Here is a 15,724-nt window from a genome sequence, read left to right on the forward strand (position 1 = left end):
TGTGCGGTATTGCCTTAACGTAAAATCCGGCTGCATTTCTAGAAATAGACTATATTTTCGACTTTTCAGATACACCCCAAGGCCATATTAACACAATTTTAATGTTTGCTGGCAATACTGCATGTATTATAGCAGGCTTGCCGAAAAATGCAACTGGTCCCGCCGGGTATGCCGTACACTTTGGTCACTTTATGCAAAACTGCGGCGGCTTTTGCAGCAGGTTCACCTGTTTTTACCCGCCAAAAAGCAAAGCGCACACAGCCCTTTGTTCAGGCCATGCGCGCCGGATGGATATTTCTTTATTCTATTTTACTTTATTCTATTTTAATTATACATCCTGCAGTTCACCGCGGGAAAATGCTTTCAAGTAAGCATAGATGAAACCGTCCAGGTCACCATCCATCACGGCCTGCACATTGCCGCTTTCATAGTTGGTACGGTGGTCCTTGACCAGGGTGTACGGCATGAACACATAACTGCGGATCTGGTGGCCCCAGGCGATTTCATTCTGCACACCCTTGATGTCATCCACCTTATCCTTGTGCTGCTGCAGAGCGATCTGGTACAGCTTGGCTTTCAGCATTTCCATGGCGTACTCACGGTTCTGCAGCTGGCTGCGCTGGGTCTGGCAGGAAGTGACAATGCCGGTGGGCTTGTGGATCAAACGCACAGCGGAAGACGTTTTGTTGATGTGCTGGCCGCCTGCACCGGAAGAACGGTAAACCTGCATTTCAATATCCGCCGGGTTGATCTCGACTTTAATATTGTTATCCAGTTCCGGCATAACCTCCAGGCTGGAAAAGCTAGTCTGGCGGCGGGCGTTGGCATCAAACGGGCTGATGCGCACCAGACGGTGCACGCCGTTTTCACTTTTCAGCATACCGTAAGCGTTGGCACCCTTAATCATCATAGAAGCGGACTTGATACCGGCTTCATCGCCTTCCAGCACATCCAGAACTTCCACGGTGTAGCCGTGGGCTTCGGCCCAGCGGGTGTACATACGGGTCAGCATCTCGGCCCAGTCCTGTGCTTCGGTGCCGCCGGTGCCTGCATGGAAAGTCAGGATAGCGTTGGAATGGTCGTACTCGCCGTTCAGCATGGTCATCAGCTGCAGTTCGTCAATGGATTTCTCCACGCCGTTCACAGCTTCTTCGCCTTCTGCTGCCAGAGAGGGATCATTTTCTTCCTCAATCATTTCCAGCAGGGTCTGGGCTTCCTCGTACTGGGTGGAAAGTTTGCCGAAGCGCTCCAGCTTATTTTTCACTTCGCCCATCTCGCTGATGACTTTCTGGCTTTTTTCCTGGTCATCATAAAAACCGGGCAACGTCATCTGGTGTTCCAGCTCTGCCAGGCGCTTTTCGCTCGCTTCAATGGAAAGGGCATCGCGCAGGTCGTTTACCGCAGTTTCCAGCCCGCCGAGCTTAAATTTCAATTCGTCAATGGTGATCATATTTGCTACCCCTTGGTCAATCATTAAAAATAAAGATACGCATAAATCAAGATGCTATCAGTATAACGCAAATCTTATTTCTTGTAAAGAGGTATAAAACACACGGCATGATCTGCACGTTACAGGCGTGCAGATTAAAATCGGCTTCTACTTTTTTGATATACACCAGCTATCGGCAGGCCAAAATCTGCAAATATTCTGCAAAAATCCGCTTTCTGCCCGCTTATTCACGAAAAGTTCTTTGCTTTCCATGGACATATGGTGTATAATATGGCTAAATTATTTCGTTTGCGCCTTTTTGGCCGCAGCGGAACAAGATGGATGGGCAGGATAACACTCCCCACCCTAAAAATTCGGAGGACCACACATGGCTGATTACAAGGGCAATACCTGCCCCGTATGCAAACAAAAATTCAAAGAAGCAGATGATATCGTTGTCTGCCCGGACTGCGGCACACCGTACCACCGCGAATGCTGGAAAAAGGTCGGTGTCTGCGTGCATCAGGCAGACCACGCCGCCGGGTTTGAATGGACCCCGGACAACGTGATTTCCGACCGGCCGGATGATATCGTCTGCCCCAACTGCGGCACCCATAACCCGCTGGGCGCAAAATACTGCAACCACTGCGGCGTTTCGCTGCCGGACCACCCGGATAACGTGCAGTACCAGCAGGATCACCCCGCCCCCGGCGGCAACGGCCCGGTGTACGCCAACGGCAGCTACCAGGCCGGCGGTGCCCCGCAGTATCGCCAGGCACCGCGCCAAGAACAGGCACCCGACCAGGACTTTTTCAGTGCAGGCAGCATGGGCCCGGATGGCTTTACCTGCAAGGAAGTCGGCCCCGATGACCCGATTGACGGCATCAAGGCGCGGGACTGGGCCAGCTATGTTGGGCCGTCCAGCATTTATTATATGATGCAGTTCTTCCGCATGCAGGAAACCCGGCGCAAAGCAGTCATCTCGTTCTCCGCCTTTTTCCTTGGGCCTTTCTATTTCTTCTACCGCAAAATGTGGAAGCAGGGTGTTCTTTTTGCGCTGCTGGATTTTATTGTGGTGCTGCCCTCCCTGCTGTGCCTGATGGCGGTATCCGGTGCGGAGTGGATGGTGGGTATGCCGTTTTTGCGGCTAATTCCCACGGCCATGCAGGTATGCTATGTGCTGAACTTTATCCAGATGGCTATTCGCGGCCTGTTTGCTGTGTACTGGTATAAAAAAGAAAGCGAACGCCGCATTCACCGCGTTTATGACCGCTGCCCCGAAGGCCCGCAACGCAGCGATGCCCTGGCCGCAACCGGCGGCACCAGCTGGGCAGCCGTTTTTATCTACCTTGGTGTTTACATCGCAGCCGGGGTTCTGGGATCTTTCCTGATGGGACCGGACCTGAACGCCGTAATCCGGTTTTTGACGATGTAAAAATATGAAGAAGTAAGGATAAGCGATATTTCAGGAGGAAAACGTATGAAAACAGCATTGGTCATTATGGCAGCCGGCATCGGCTCCCGCTTTGGCGGCGGCATCAAGCAGCTGGCCGCTGTCGGCCCCAACGGCGAGATCATCATGGATTACTCCATCCATGATGCCATCGAAGCCGGGTTTGACAAGATTGTCTTTATCATCCGCCACGACATTGAGGAGGCTTTCAAGGAAGCCATCGGCAACCGCATTGAAAAGACCTGTGCCGACCTGGGCATTGAGATTGCCTATGCTTTCCAGGAGAAGGACGCCATCCCCGCCGGGTACGAAGTTCCCGCTGAGCGCAGCAAGCCCTGGGGCACCGGCCAGGCAGTTCTGGCCTGCAAGAATGTCATCAAGGAGCCGTTCGCCGTTATCAATGCTGACGACTACTATGGCAAGGAAGCTTTTGTCCAGATTCACAACTTCCTGCAGTGCTACACCCCGGACAAACCGAACGCCCTGTCCATGGCCGGCTTTGTTTTGAAGAACACCCTGAGCGACAACGGCGCTGTGACCCGCGGTGTCTGCCAGATGAACGCCGAAGGCTACCTGACCGATGTTGTGGAGACTTCCGGCATTGAAAAGACCGCTGACGGCGCTGCCGTTGAGGGCAAGGCCATTGACCCGGAGAGCCTGGTTTCGATGAATTTCTGGGGCCTGACACCGGAGTTCGTGAAGGTGCTGGAGGACGGTTTTGTGGAGTTCTTTGAGAAGAGCGTTCCCGCCAACCCGCTGAAGGCCGAGTACCTGCTGCCCATCTATATTGGCGAGCTGCTGGAAAAGAATGCCGTGACCGTTCAGGTGCTGCCCACCCATGACAAGTGGTTCGGCGTTACCTATAAAGAGGACAAGCAGACCGTGATTGACAGCTTTGCCAAGCTGGTGGCCGATGGCGTTTACCAGAAAAACCTGTTCAGCGACCTGAAGCACTGAGCCCGCCCGTTGCAAACCGTATGAAATAAATCAAAGGGGTGAATCCCGGAGCCAGAGAATGTGCGAACCGCACAGAAATCTTTCCGCGGGTTCACTCCTTTTGATTGAAAACTGCAAAAGCATGGGATTTTGCACCATGGAAAGTGAGGGTAAAATGCGGTATCGTAAATGTAGGAGGGATGTACAGATGCCGAAACAAAACATCGAAGCCGTGAACATTTCCGCAATGACTGCCGAACAGCGTGATGCCGCACTTGCCCTGGATGTGGAGCGCCTGCTGCGCTTTGGCCGCAAACACAAGCTCATCAAGGAGCTGGATGCCATTGTAGCCCGCAACACCCTGCTGGATCTGCTGGGTCTGGCCCAGCCCAGCGAGGAACAGGTGCCCAAAGAGGATTTTGACACCCCCGCTGCCCTGCTGGACGAGATGGTGGAGCTTGCCGCCGCCAAGGGCCTGTTTGACGGCAGTGTGCCGCAGTACCGCATCAACTTTGAAACCCGCATGATGGGTGCCCTGATGCCGCGCGAAAGCGAAGTCTGCCGCAAGTTCCGCAAACTGTATGCCAAGGGCGGCCCCAAAGCTGCCACGGACTGGTTCTATGATCTGTGCGTTGTGTCCAACTACATCCGCACGGCGCAAATTGCCAAGAACATCCAGTGGAACACGGCCACCCCTTACGGTGAGCTGGAAATTACCATCAACCTGACCAAACCGGAAAAAGACCCCAAAGTGATTGCCATGGAGCGGCTGCAGCCCGCTGCCAGCTACCCCAAGTGCATGCTGTGCAAGGAGAATATCGGCTATGCGGGGCGCATCAACTTCCCTGCCCGCCAGACCCATCGCATTGTGCCCATGAACCTGGCCGGTGAAACGTTCTATCTGCAATACAGCCCCTATGCCTATTTCCATGAGCACTGCATCATGCTGAACGACAGCCACAAGCCCATGGAGATGGACCGCCATACCCTGGCTGAAATCTTTGACTTTGTGGCACAGTTCCCTCATTACACCTGCGGTTCCAACGCTGACCTGCCTATTGTAGGCGGCAGCATCCTGAGCCACAGCCATTTCCAGGGCGGGTGCTATGTCTTCCCCATGCAGAAAGCGCATATCGCCGTACCGCTGCGCAACGCGCGCTACACCGGCGTGAAAGCCGGTATCGTCAACTGGCCGGTTTCCACCGTGCGCCTGGTGGGCCGCAGTTCCCAGGAAGTGCAGAGTGCTGCGGACGACATCCTGCGCACCTGGCGTGATTACAGCGATACCAGCGTAGATATCATCGCCCACACCGGCGATACCCCGCACAACACCGTCACCCCCATTCTGCACTATGATGAGAATGACGGCTACATTCTGGACCTGGCGCTGCGCAACAACCGCACCACCGAACAGTATCCGGACGGCATCTTCCACCCGCACAAGGAATACCACAACATCAAAAAAGAGAATATCGGCCTGATTGAGGTAATGGGCCTGGCCATCCTGCCCGCCCGCCTGAAAGATCAGAGCGCCGCCATTGCCGATATCCTGACCGGTTCCGCCCCCAACACCAGCCGCGAAGCTGGCAGCCCGCTGGCTGTACACGCTGACTGGATCGATGGTCTGATCAAAAAGTACGGCACCGGCCTGAAGCGTGAAAAAGCCGAAGCTGTTCTGCGGGATGAGATCGGTATTGTGTTCAGCCATGTGCTTGAAAACGCCGGTGTCTTCAAGCAGGATGCCGCCGGGCAGGCAGCTTTCCTGAAATTTATGGAAAGCGTTGGTTACCGTAAGGCATAAAATGCGCGTTCCCGCCAAAAGCGGCAAAATATTTTTGATATCCTGCAAAATACACCTTGACAAAAGGTGATTCTGCTTGATATAATAAGTTGCTGTGTCAAGCAAGACACACATCCTTGCCCTTGCGTAAAGGCAAGGGCCTAAAGTCCAAAAGGAGGTGCACAGAAAATGGCTAAGTATGAAACCATGTTGGTTACCAGTTCTGCTCTGGATGAGGAGGCTTCCGCTGCCCTGATCGGCAAGTTCAAGTCCCTGATCGAAGCAAACGGTACGATCGATTCTGTCGATGATTGGGGCAAGCGCCGTCTCGCCTACCCTATCGAAGACGAAACCGAGGGCGTTTATACCGTGATCAAGTTCACCAGCGAGCCGGATTTCCCCGCAGAGCTGGATCGTAACTACCGTATCACCGAAGGCGTTCTCCGCAGCATTATCGTTGCCGAGGAAGCCTGATTGAGCGCCACGCACCCTGGTGTGCGTGTTGGGAAGGAGTAACTGAATTATGCTGAATGTGGTTGTTCTTATGGGCCGCCTTGTTGCGGACCCGCAGCTGCGCCAGACGACGACCGGCAAAAACGTGGCTTCGTTCCGCGTTGCCTGTGACCGTGGGCGCCGCGATGCCAATGGCCAGAACCAGGCCGACTTCTTTGATGTTGTCGCCTGGGACCGCTCCGCTGAGTTTGTCTGCCGTTATTTCCAGAAAGGTTCCATGATTGCCATTGATGGCCGTCTGCAGAGCCGTAACTATCAGGATAAGAGCGGCAACAACCGCACTGCGATCGAGATCGTGGCCAGTAACATTAATTTTGTTACTCCCAAATCCCAGAATCCCGCTGCTGGTATGGGCGCGCCGATGGCGTCTGCTCCGATTCCTGCAGCACCGGCTGATTATTCCCGTCCCGCAGCGCAGCCCGCTGCTCCCGCCTATTCGGCTGGCAGCAACGATGACTTTGCACTGATTGAGGACGAGGGCGATTTGCCGTTCTGAATCGATTATACCAATTTTACAAGGAGGTAACCGGATCATGGCTATGGATCGTTCTTCTCGTCCGATGCATCGCGGCCGCAAAAAGGTTTGCAGCTTCTGCGTTGATCGCATCGACCGCATTGATTACAAGGATCTGCCCCGCCTGCGCAAATACGTCAGCGAGCGTTCCAAAATCATTCCCCGCCGCGTCACCGGCACTTGCGCTTTCCATCAGCGCGAGCTGACCGTTGCTATCAAGCGTGCTCGTCATATGGCTCTTATGCCGTACGTCAGCGATTGATTTTAACGGCTGCTGAATAAGCACAGCAATCCCCCGCCGCTCAGGCTGCAAAGCCTGCGGCGGGGGATTTTTGTGTTGGTGCGCCGCCCGCGGCGGCGCGAATAAAATAGGTGGGCCGCTCTGGCCAGAATGCTTTTTGCCAGAGTAGCGGACCTGATTAAAATGTGACGCCGTGGGCGTCACACTCCCATTATTCATTATTCTTTATTCTTTTTTAATTCAATAAACGCGGCCCCGGCACAACAGGTTGTCTTTCCTGTAATGCCGGGGCCTTAGGTTTTTGCTATCACGGTGCTGCTGTTGCAGCAGGGTCTGTGCTGTCCGCCCAGTTGGGTTGTTCGGAGGGTGTGGGCGATGAATCCACCGCAAACGCATCGTTGCGTGCCCCGGCGATATACACCGTCACGACAGTCTCATCTGCATCAAACTTGGTGCCTTTGCTCACATCGCATTTTACAACGCAGTTCTCTGCGTACTGGCCATCGTTTTCAATGATCTGCATGCTATAGTTGATGCCGGATTCATCCAGCTTTTTGCTGGCGTTGTTCTGCGTCCAGCCGATGATGTCCGGCATTTCCACCAGCATGGGGCCTTTGCTGACTACTAACTGGATGGTGGGTGCCTGTTCCGTGACCAGCGTTCCGGCCACCGGCTCCTGCCTGATGACGCAGCCCTCCGGTACAGTGGAGCTGAAATCCTCCGTCATGGCAATGCGGTAATGGGTATACAGCGTGTTATTTTTGATATCGGTCTTATAGTTCTTTCCCACAAGATCCGGGTAAACTTCCACATCACTGTTGGTCGTGCTGGAAGCCGATGTGCCGGTGGATGCCGCACCGGAAACTGCCGGTTTTGTATCGCTCCCCTTGCCGCCTTTCAGCAGACTCCACAGCAACAGCACCACCAACACAAAGATGACCACCATGGAAGCCGCCAGAATCTTTTTGGTGGATACCTGGTTTTCGCCTTTTTCAAACATGGCGTTCGCCACGGTGGGATCAGTCAAGGCGCTCATCAGCTCCGGTACCGTCTGCATCCGCTTGGCGGGGTCCAGCCGCATGGCGCAGGTCAGCACCTGAGAAAAATAGGTCGGCACACCAGATTCCAGGCTGTGGGCGTTCTCCATACTGTCCCGTACCTTGCGCTGCGGGGCTGCCACCGGCACCTGGCCCGTTACCAGTCGGTAAGTGACCGCCGCCAGAGCGTACACATCGGTGTACCGTCCAGAGAATTCCGCCGCTGAATACTGTTCCGGTGCCGCATAGCCGGGGTAAAGCTGGCTTTTCAGCTCGCTGCCTGCCGTGCGCAGGGCCAGCGTGCCATACCCGGTCAGCCGGGCGGCACCGTCAATGGGCAGCAGGATGTTATCCGGGCAGATGCCGCGGTGGATCAGCCCGGCCTTGTGAAGCAGGGCCACCCCCTCCATCACGGGCTGCAGCAAGGTTCGGGCCTCCACGGGGGTCAGGGTGCGGGCGCGCAGTTTGAGGTAATGGGTCAGGGTCATGCCCTTCTCGGTTTCCTCCACCGCGTACACGGTGTTGTTTTCTTCCATCACATCCAGAATCTGCGAAAGGCCGGTTGCCGGGGTGATGCGGTGCAGGTCATCGTACAAATCTTTGAAATCCATCCGGCTGGTTTTGAACAGCACTTCCCGGCCCTCTTTGGGCATCAGGTCGCCATCCGGGCTGCGGCCATTGCACAGCGTTACCGGGAAATACTCTTTGATCAGCACAAACCGACGTTCATCATTATCCACACCGCGGTAGCACAGGCCGTCGCCGTCAGCGCTCTGGTATTCACCCACGGTGTAATGCCCGCCCAGTTGGGTGCCAAGGGGCAGCGCGCCTTCGGGGTTATGGTTTTCCAGGGACTTGCCGCAGTTGGGGCAGCTGCCATGGTAGCCGCTGCGCACGGGTTCCAGGCAGTGCGGGCAAAGGGGAAGTTGGCTCATAACATGGCTCCTTTGTGTAAAAAGAAGGCGCGTAAAAACCGAAATATCCGGCTTTTGCGCGCCTCCTTAAACATTCAAGCTCAAACCTTGGCTGCCAATCAGCGGTCCAGGTCTTCTTCATTCTCCAGGGTAGTCCATGCGTTCTGCACGTCGTCGTCATCGTCCAGTGCGTCCAGCAGCTTGCCCATGTTGACCAGCTGATCCGGATCGGTCAGGGCGGTGGTGGTGGAAGGAACCTGTGCCACATCGGCAGAAATGAACTTATAACCCTTTTCTTCCAGTGCGTTGCACACAGCGGTGAAGTTATCGGGATCAGTGGTGACCTGTGCAGCCTCTTCGCCTGCATCAAAGTCCTCGGCACCGGCATCCAGAGCATCCATCATCAGCTGGTCGGGGTCGGCATCTTCCAGGTCAACCACGATCACACCCTTCTGGGTGAACATGAAGCCAACGCAGCCCATCTGGCCCAGGTTGCCGCCAAACTTATCAAAGTAATGGCGCATGTTGGCAGCGGTACGGTTGCGGTTATCGGTCAGGGTTTCGACCATAACGGCAATGCCGCCGGGGCCGTAACCTTCATAGGTAATTGCTTCGTACTCGGTCTTATCGCCGCCCTCGGCGCGCTTGATGATGCGCTGAATGTTATCATTCGGCACACTGTTCGCCTTAGCCTTAGCGATCAGGGCTGCCAGCTTGGAGTTGGAAGCGGGGTTGCCGCCGCCTTCCTTAACGGCAACAGCGATCTCGCGGCCGATCTTGGTGAAAACCTTGGCACGGGCGCCATCGGTCTTTTCTTTCTTGCGCTTAATGTTATTCCATTTGCTATGTCCGGACATGAAAATCCCCCTAAAAAATTGATGTGTAACCGCACATTGAAGGCGGTAAGATTCCCGTACTTTGCGCAAAGTGCGCGAACCGACAAATTACATTAGTATAGTATAGCACATTTCTATGCCGTTTTCAATGTTTTGGCGGTGTTTTTCTGGATGTATTTGAAAACAAAAAGCGGCAAACGTTTTGTAAATACAGAACGAACTTTTTTTCAAGTGCTAACCATGTTGACGGAAACGGGGCTATGGTTACAGCTTTCCCTTTCCGCTTTTATGTCTGCACTATTTTTACGGTCATTTCAGGTTGCGCAGGGCTTTGGGGTAATGGTTTTTGATGCGGCCCCCGCTGGCCTTGCCCCCGCCGAGGGGGAAGCCATCCACCAGCACAGCACACCAGCCGTTCTGGGCGGTTTGGGCTTCGATCTCTTCCCCGCGCAGCCACGCTGCGGTGCGCGGATCCGCCAGGGTCAGCTCCTCGCAATTGGTGCACTGGGCACCGTAAGCCATAAACAGCGCGTGGGCCGGTTCAAAGCGCCCTTTTGCCGCGCGGCCCGCGGGCACCCCGGCGCGCAGCACATGCAGCTTTGCCGCGGGCAGCAGGGCGGGCGGCTCCAGCAAAAAGCCGTCCCCCACTACTGCAATGGGCTGGCCCGCCAATGTGGGGAAAAGCTCTTTGGCAAAGCTCTGCCACGCCTGCAATGCCTTGGCATCCACACGGGGTGTTTTGCCGCCTTTTCCTTTACCGTTTTTGCCGCGCGGCAGTTCCACCGCCGGGGCATCCGCCGCCTTTTGCAGTTTGGCCATAAAATGGCCCTCGCCGCCATCACAGGGCCAGATGCGGCGGCAGTATTCTGCCTGTAGCGGATAGTCCCCTGTCCGGTTGGCTTCACCGGGCTGGCCAAAGCCGCAGCCGGAAAGATCACACAGGGTAAACTCCGGATGCCTTGCCAGGAAAGCTGCGATCTGCCCTTCATCTTCCCCCGGCGCAAAGGTGCAGGTGGAATAGACTAAAATTCCGCCCGGCGCCAGCATGGCCGCGGCGTTTTCCAGAATCTCTGCCCCCAAAGCGGCGCAGCGATCCAGCAGGGGCTGGTCATACTGGGTCACGGCAACGCTTTCCTTGCGGAACATCCCCTCGCCGGAACAGGGGGCATCCACCAGAATGCGGTCAAACTGACCGGGATATGCCGCGGCCAGGCGGGCAGTGTCCTCGTTGGTCACAATGGCGTTGGTCACGCCCATGCGCTCCAGATTCTGGCGCAGAACTTCGGCGCGGGCAGCCACAAACTCGTTGGCCAGCAGCACGCCATGCCCGGCCAGCGCGGCGGCCAGCTGGCTGGTTTTGCCGCCCGGCGCGGCGCACAGGTCTGCCACCCGCATACCGGGGTGCACATCCAGCAGCGCAGCCGGGGCGCTGGCGCTGGGTTCCTGCGCATAAAAGGCTCCCGCATGGTGGTAGGGGTGGCGGCCGGGTTTCCAATCCGGCTGCGGCACCACAAAAGCGGACGCGCAAAACGGCGATGCTTCCAGCGGAAAATCCGCCAGCGCAGCAAACTGCTGCGGCGTGCAGCGCAGGGCATTCACGCTGGCCCCACGCACCGCCCCCTGCCCCGGATAGGAAAACATTGCATCAAACCGCGGGCCAAGCAGGGCGCGCTCCCGCTGAACAAACAGTTCCGGCAGTTGTGAAATTATCATGGATCAACCTCCATTTTGCATATCAGCGGCAAGGCTGGGCAGACTATTGGCAGAGCCGGTGAAACCCGGCCCCAAATTGCTTTTTTGATTTTGAAAGGAGTACCCGCATATGGCACGCAGCACCAACGAACAGAACAAGACCCAGAACTGCAATACCCGCAAGGCCAGCCAGAAAGCTACCCAGAGCACCACGCAGAAAACCACCAACTCCACCACAGACTGCGGCTGTGGCTGCGGCACCAAGGGCAAGGACGACGGCAGCAAAAAGAAGTGATGCTTTGCCCTGAAAAGCCAGATGCATATTGAAAAATTTGGCTTCAACACGCATTTTTAAGGTTATGCACAGGGCAAGCGGCCGCGGGCGAACGATGTCTGCCCCTACGGAGCGCTATTTGGCAGTCTAAGGCAGTGCTATATCAACAGCACTGCCTATTTTATTGTGCCGCCACGCAAAAAGCCGGTGCCGTTTGCTGGGCACCGGCTTTGTTGCAGCTTGTGTTTCTGCGCGCAGGCACTTATTGTTCCGGGGTATAATTTTTCCAGATCGTTTCAAACAGTTCTTCGATCCGGTCATCCCGGCCCATCAGGTGCAGCCAGCCCAGCAGGCACTCAAAGCCTGTGGAGGCGCGGTATTCCTGCGCGGTGGCATGCTTGGCCACGCTGGCTTTGCTGGCATTTTTGCCGCGGCGCAGGATGTTCTGCTCTTCCTCGGTCAGCATCGGCTCAATAAGGGCAAGCTCCTGGTTCTGCGCGTGGGCAGATACATAATGCGTTGCCACGCTGTGCAGCCGCCCCGGCTGCAGGCGGGATGTTTCCACCAGACGTTGGCGGACCAGCAGTTCCAGCACGGCATCCCCCGCAAAAGCCAAGGCCAGCGGCGACATTTCGTGGATATCAATTTCCGGGTGTGCTTCAAATAACATGGCGTGCCTCAATAAACGTAATCGAACTCGTATTCGCCGATCTTAATAGTATCGTCCTCTTCCACGTTCTGGCGGACCAGCTCATCCAGAATGCCGGAATCACCCAGCTGGGTCTGGAAATACTGCAGGCTTTCATAGTCCTCCACGTTGGTACCGGCCAGAATACGCTCCAGCCAGGGGGCATCCACGGTAAACTCGTGGGCACCGGTGCGCTCCACGGTAAAGGGACGGGTGGGGGCATCGACCAAGCTGGGTTTAACGTACTCTGCCTCAAACACCTTGACCGGCGGCAGCTCTTTCAGGCGGCTGTACACCAGGGCAGGCAGGGCATCCACCCCCTGGCGGGTTGCGGCGGAGATGGGCACAAAGGTCAGCCCCTTGGCTTCCACAAACTGCTTGAATTCTTCTACCTGTTCGGGGGTTGCGATATCACACTTGTTCCCCAGAACAATCTGCGGGCGGGTAGCCAGATCTGCGGAGAAGCCCTCCAGCTCGTGGTTGATCTGCTCAAAGTCCTCCTTGGGGTCGCGGCCCTCGCAGCCGGAAACATCCACCACATGCAGCAGCAGGCGGCAGCGCTCCACATGGCGCAGGAAGTCATGGCCCAGACCAACGCCATCGGCAGCACCTTCGATCAGGCCAGGGATATCGGCGCAGACAAAGCTCTGTTCCGGGCCAACGCGCACAACGCCCAAAACAGGGGTCAGCGTGGTAAAGTGATAGTTTGCAATTTTGGGGCGTGCCGCGCTGATGGTGCTGATCAGGGTGGACTTGCCCACATTGGGGAAGCCGATCAGGCCAACATCCGCGATCACTTTCAATTCCAGAGTCAGGTGCATATCCTCACCGGGCAGACCGGGCTTGGCAAAGCGCGGGATCTGACGGGTGGGGGTGGCAAAGCGGGCATTACCCCAACCGCCGCGGCCACCCTTGGCCACAACCACCGGGGCATCGCCGGAAAGATCTGCCACGACCAGGCCGGTCTCGGCTTCTTTCAGCACGGTGCCGCGGGGCACGCGGATGACCAGGTCATCGGCATCCTTGCCTTTCTGGCGGGCACCGCGGCCATTTTCGCCATCGGGGGCGGTATACTTGCGCTTATAGCGGAAGTCCATCAAGGTGGACAGGTTGGGGTCCGCCTGGAACACGATATTGCCGCCGCGGCCGCCATCGCCGCCGTCCGGGCCGCCAGCCGCGACGAACTTTTCGCGATGGAAGCTGACCGCGCCATCGCCGCCCTTGCCGGCGTGCAGCCAGATGGTTGCGACATCAATAAAATTACTGGTACTGGGCATGTGTTACCTCCTTTAGGGGGTGTTGCAAATACAAAGAATAGAGAATAATGAAACATGATGGTGTACCGCCAATGGCGGCACAGAATCGGATATTAAAGATTGGATTGATTGGTTAGTCTATGATTTTATAATATAGTGTGTACGCAGAATGGCGGGAATATTTTCTTTTTAGGGTACGCATCTGGGCATAGTTGTCGGAACGGTCGAGACCGTTCCCTATATCGCTTTTTATGACTAGCCGCAAACATTAAAAATATTTGTAGAGCAGGATGCCCTCACCCTGCCGTAGAGAAACCTTGCTTATCGCTGCAAACATTGCAAAGGGTTTGTAGGGCGGGATAGGCGGCAAAAGATTGAGGCGAGCAAATAGGGTAATGTACCGCGGGACGATGCGAGCATCGGCCCCTACAGAACTTGCCGGGGTTTTGCAATCGGCCCTCTACCTTGCTACTCTTTTGCCACGTTTCCCCGCCTGTTCTCGCCTTTGGGCAAAAGAAAAGAGCGAGCCGCACGGCCCGCCCTTAAAAGGTTACTTACTGCTTGACAGTGCAGCGCTTGCGGTCACGGCCAACGCGCTCGAAATGAACGCGGCCATCAACCAGAGCGTACAGGGTGTCATCGCTGCCGATGCCGACGCCCTCACCCGGATGGATGTGGGTGCCGCGCTGACGGACCAGAATGTTGCCGGCCAGAACAAACTGACCGTCGCCGCGCTTAACGCCGAGGCGCTTGGACTCGGAATCACGGCCGTTCTTGGTAGAACCTACGCCTTTCTTATGTGCCATTGTGCTTAACCTCCTTAGCCGTTGATCGCGGTGATTTCCACCTTGGTGTAGGGCTGACGATGGCCCTTGCGAACCATGCTGCCCTTCTTGGGACGATAGGTGATGATGTTGAGCTTCTTGCCCTTGCCGTTCTTGATGACCTTGCCGACAACGGTAGCGCCTTCAACAACGGGAGCGCCAACCTTAACAGCGCCCTCCTCGCCAACGGCCAGGACTTTTTCGAAGGTGACTTCGCTGTCAGCCTCAGCGTTCAGCTTCTCAACAAAAATGCTGTCGCCAACTTTGACGCTGTACTGCTTGCCACCGGTCAGAATAACTGCGTACATGTGATAACCTCTTTCAATAAGTCTCGCTGGATGCGGGGCGGCGTGCAAATGCACACACTTGCAGAGCCCATGCCATGCGGCCTAATTATCATACCACATGCGCCCGGTTCCGTCAAGATACTTTTTGAAATAATTTCAAATAGCAACGCCATTTTGCATGGCGGCAGCCTGGGTGGTGTTCTTCATCAGCATGGCACGGGTCATGGGGCCAACGCCGCCGGGCACCGGGGTGATGTAACCCGCCACGGCGCTTGCTTCCTCAAAGTTCACATCGCCGTGCAGCTTGCCGTCCGCACCGCGGTTGATGCCGACATCGATCACCACGGCGCCGGGCTTGACCATATCGCCGGTCACAAAACCAGCGCGGCCAACGGCGGCAACCAGAATATCCGCGTTGGCGCAGATTTCTTTCAGGTTGGCCGTGTGGGAATGGCAGACCGTAACGGTTGCATTTTTAGCCAGCAGCAACAGGGCTGCGGGCTTGCCCACAATGTTGGAACGGCCGATGACCACGGCATTTTTGCCGTCAATTTTGGTGCCGGTAGATTCGATCATGCGGATGCAGCCCGCCGGGGTGCAGGGCAAAAAGCAGGGCTGGCCGGTCTGCATACGGCCCACGTTGACAGGGGAAAAACCGTCCACGTCCTTTTCCGGCGGGATGGCGTCAATCACGGCGTGCTCATCGATCTGCTTGGGCAGCGGCAGCTGAACCAGAATGCCGTTTACGGTTTTGTCGGCTGCCAGCTCTGCAATTTTGGCCAGCAGTTCTTCCTGGGTGGTGGTTTCCGGCATGCGCAGTTCCAGGCTCTTGATGCCGCATTCGCCGCAGTCCTTTACCTTGCCGCGCACATACACCTGGCTGGCGGGGTTTTCGCCCACCAGAATCACAGCCAGGCAGGGTTCGATGCCCTTGGCTTTCAGGGCCGCTGCTTCGGCGGCAGCTTCGGCTTTGGTTGCGGCCGCAAGGGCTTTTCCGTCAATGATCTGTGCACTCATCTTTGCATTCCCTCCTGTGGTTTTCAGGTGCAG

At 56.1% G+C, this 15,724-nt stretch carries 16 protein-coding genes; 7 read left to right on the forward strand and 9 right to left on the reverse strand.

What is annotated here, in order from left to right; all coding sequences use genetic code 11:
- Window positions 1-328 precede the first annotated feature (328 nt).
- On the reverse strand, window positions 329-1,450 hold the full coding sequence (gene prfB / locus PG062_RS00380) for a peptide chain release factor 2 (protein WP_270750521.1): 1,122 nt from the start codon (window positions 1,448-1,450) through the stop codon (window positions 329-331).
- Between the two features lie 367 nt (window positions 1,451-1,817).
- Here prfB and PG062_RS00385 point away from each other — a divergent pair, with 367 nt between their 5' ends.
- From PG062_RS00385 to rpsR, 6 genes are all read left to right on the forward strand, one after another.
- Window positions 1,818-2,864: an RING finger protein gene (locus PG062_RS00385; RefSeq protein ID WP_270750522.1), complete on the forward strand. Its 1,047-nt coding sequence runs from the start codon at window positions 1,818-1,820 to the stop codon at window positions 2,862-2,864.
- Window positions 2,865-2,909: 45 nt separating this feature from the next.
- The gene (locus PG062_RS00390) at window positions 2,910-3,839 is read left to right on the forward strand and encodes a nucleotidyltransferase family protein (protein ID WP_270750523.1); all 930 of its coding nucleotides are present in this window, start codon (window positions 2,910-2,912) and stop codon (window positions 3,837-3,839) included.
- A 187-nt stretch (window positions 3,840-4,026) separates the two neighbouring features.
- On the forward strand, window positions 4,027-5,619 hold the full coding sequence (locus PG062_RS00395) for a UDP-glucose--hexose-1-phosphate uridylyltransferase (RefSeq protein WP_333559361.1): 1,593 nt from the start codon (window positions 4,027-4,029) through the stop codon (window positions 5,617-5,619).
- Window positions 5,620-5,787: 168 nt separating this feature from the next.
- Complete coding sequence (gene rpsF, locus PG062_RS00400) at window positions 5,788-6,072, forward strand: 30S ribosomal protein S6 (protein WP_113999546.1); 285 nt, start codon at window positions 5,788-5,790, stop codon at window positions 6,070-6,072.
- A gap of 49 nt (window positions 6,073-6,121) precedes the next feature.
- Window positions 6,122-6,607 (forward strand): single-stranded DNA-binding protein, encoded by a 486-nt coding sequence (locus PG062_RS00405; protein WP_113999547.1) that lies wholly within the window; start codon window positions 6,122-6,124, stop codon window positions 6,605-6,607.
- A 37-nt stretch (window positions 6,608-6,644) separates the two neighbouring features.
- Window positions 6,645-6,887: a 30S ribosomal protein S18 gene (gene rpsR, locus PG062_RS00410; RefSeq protein ID WP_113999548.1), complete on the forward strand. Its 243-nt coding sequence runs from the start codon at window positions 6,645-6,647 to the stop codon at window positions 6,885-6,887.
- A gap of 286 nt (window positions 6,888-7,173) precedes the next feature.
- Here rpsR and PG062_RS00415 read toward each other — a convergent pair whose 3' ends face one another.
- From PG062_RS00415 to PG062_RS00425, 3 genes are all read right to left on the reverse strand, one after another.
- Complete coding sequence (locus PG062_RS00415) at window positions 7,174-8,838, reverse strand: protein kinase domain-containing protein (protein ID WP_270750524.1); 1,665 nt, start codon at window positions 8,836-8,838, stop codon at window positions 7,174-7,176.
- 98 nt (window positions 8,839-8,936) lie between these two features.
- Complete coding sequence (locus PG062_RS00420) at window positions 8,937-9,674, reverse strand: YebC/PmpR family DNA-binding transcriptional regulator (RefSeq protein ID WP_113999550.1); 738 nt, start codon at window positions 9,672-9,674, stop codon at window positions 8,937-8,939.
- 288 nt (window positions 9,675-9,962) lie between these two features.
- Window positions 9,963-11,366, reverse strand: coding sequence for an RsmB/NOP family class I SAM-dependent RNA methyltransferase (locus PG062_RS00425; RefSeq protein ID WP_270750526.1), 1,404 nt, complete (start codon window positions 11,364-11,366; stop codon window positions 9,963-9,965).
- A gap of 109 nt (window positions 11,367-11,475) precedes the next feature.
- Here PG062_RS00425 and PG062_RS00430 point away from each other — a divergent pair, with 109 nt between their 5' ends.
- Window positions 11,476-11,640 carry a hypothetical protein gene (locus PG062_RS00430; RefSeq protein ID WP_158538824.1) on the forward strand — a complete coding sequence of 55 codons (165 nt, stop codon included), beginning with the start codon at window positions 11,476-11,478 and terminating at the stop codon, window positions 11,638-11,640.
- A 241-nt stretch (window positions 11,641-11,881) separates the two neighbouring features.
- On the opposite strand, the gene PG062_RS00435 is transcribed toward PG062_RS00430, so the two are convergent.
- From PG062_RS00435 to folD, 5 genes are all read right to left on the reverse strand, one after another.
- Window positions 11,882-12,289, reverse strand: a complete 408-nt coding sequence (locus PG062_RS00435) for a Mini-ribonuclease 3 (protein WP_113999552.1) — start codon at window positions 12,287-12,289, stop codon at window positions 11,882-11,884.
- An 8-nt stretch (window positions 12,290-12,297) separates the two neighbouring features.
- The gene (gene obgE, locus PG062_RS00440) at window positions 12,298-13,584 is read right to left on the reverse strand and encodes a GTPase ObgE (RefSeq protein ID WP_270750528.1); all 1,287 of its coding nucleotides are present in this window, start codon (window positions 13,582-13,584) and stop codon (window positions 12,298-12,300) included.
- Window positions 13,585-14,117: 533 nt separating this feature from the next.
- On the reverse strand, window positions 14,118-14,369 hold the full coding sequence (gene rpmA, locus PG062_RS00445) for a 50S ribosomal protein L27 (protein ID WP_113999554.1): 252 nt from the start codon (window positions 14,367-14,369) through the stop codon (window positions 14,118-14,120).
- 14 nt (window positions 14,370-14,383) lie between these two features.
- Complete coding sequence (gene rplU, locus PG062_RS00450; RefSeq protein WP_113999555.1) at window positions 14,384-14,695, reverse strand: 50S ribosomal protein L21; 312 nt, start codon at window positions 14,693-14,695, stop codon at window positions 14,384-14,386.
- Window positions 14,696-14,830: 135 nt separating this feature from the next.
- Complete coding sequence (gene folD / locus PG062_RS00455; RefSeq protein ID WP_270750533.1) at window positions 14,831-15,691, reverse strand: bifunctional methylenetetrahydrofolate dehydrogenase/methenyltetrahydrofolate cyclohydrolase FolD; 861 nt, start codon at window positions 15,689-15,691, stop codon at window positions 14,831-14,833.
- Window positions 15,692-15,724 lie beyond the last annotated feature (33 nt).

The organism is Gemmiger qucibialis (assembly GCF_027689445.1).
Taxonomy (GTDB): Bacteria; Bacillota; Clostridia; order Oscillospirales; family Ruminococcaceae; genus Gemmiger; species Gemmiger qucibialis.

What these genes read in the sequence shown, in the direction of transcription:
- prfB (WP_270750521.1), bottom strand. Translation starts at nt 1,450, where the DNA reads ATGATCACCATTGACGAATTGAAATTTAAGCTCGGCGGGCTGGAAACT.
- PG062_RS00385 (WP_270750522.1), top strand. Translation starts at nt 1,818, where the DNA reads ATGGCTGATTACAAGGGCAATACCTGCCCCGTATGCAAACAAAAATTC.
- PG062_RS00390 (WP_270750523.1), top strand. Translation starts at nt 2,910, where the DNA reads ATGAAAACAGCATTGGTCATTATGGCAGCCGGCATCGGCTCCCGCTTT.
- PG062_RS00395 (WP_333559361.1), top strand. Translation starts at nt 4,027, where the DNA reads ATGCCGAAACAAAACATCGAAGCCGTGAACATTTCCGCAATGACTGCC.
- rpsF (WP_113999546.1), top strand. Translation starts at nt 5,788, where the DNA reads ATGGCTAAGTATGAAACCATGTTGGTTACCAGTTCTGCTCTGGATGAG.
- PG062_RS00405 (WP_113999547.1), top strand. Translation starts at nt 6,122, where the DNA reads ATGCTGAATGTGGTTGTTCTTATGGGCCGCCTTGTTGCGGACCCGCAG.
- rpsR (WP_113999548.1), top strand. Translation starts at nt 6,645, where the DNA reads ATGGCTATGGATCGTTCTTCTCGTCCGATGCATCGCGGCCGCAAAAAG.
- PG062_RS00415 (WP_270750524.1), bottom strand. Translation starts at nt 8,838, where the DNA reads ATGAGCCAACTTCCCCTTTGCCCGCACTGCCTGGAACCCGTGCGCAGC.
- PG062_RS00420 (WP_113999550.1), bottom strand. Translation starts at nt 9,674, where the DNA reads ATGTCCGGACATAGCAAATGGAATAACATTAAGCGCAAGAAAGAAAAG.
- PG062_RS00425 (WP_270750526.1), bottom strand. Translation starts at nt 11,366, where the DNA reads ATGATAATTTCACAACTGCCGGAACTGTTTGTTCAGCGGGAGCGCGCC.
- PG062_RS00430 (WP_158538824.1), top strand. Translation starts at nt 11,476, where the DNA reads ATGGCACGCAGCACCAACGAACAGAACAAGACCCAGAACTGCAATACC.
- PG062_RS00435 (WP_113999552.1), bottom strand. Translation starts at nt 12,289, where the DNA reads ATGTTATTTGAAGCACACCCGGAAATTGATATCCACGAAATGTCGCCG.
- obgE (WP_270750528.1), bottom strand. Translation starts at nt 13,584, where the DNA reads ATGCCCAGTACCAGTAATTTTATTGATGTCGCAACCATCTGGCTGCAC.
- rpmA (WP_113999554.1), bottom strand. Translation starts at nt 14,369, where the DNA reads ATGGCACATAAGAAAGGCGTAGGTTCTACCAAGAACGGCCGTGATTCC.
- rplU (WP_113999555.1), bottom strand. Translation starts at nt 14,695, where the DNA reads ATGTACGCAGTTATTCTGACCGGTGGCAAGCAGTACAGCGTCAAAGTT.
- folD (WP_270750533.1), bottom strand. Translation starts at nt 15,691, where the DNA reads ATGAGTGCACAGATCATTGACGGAAAAGCCCTTGCGGCCGCAACCAAA.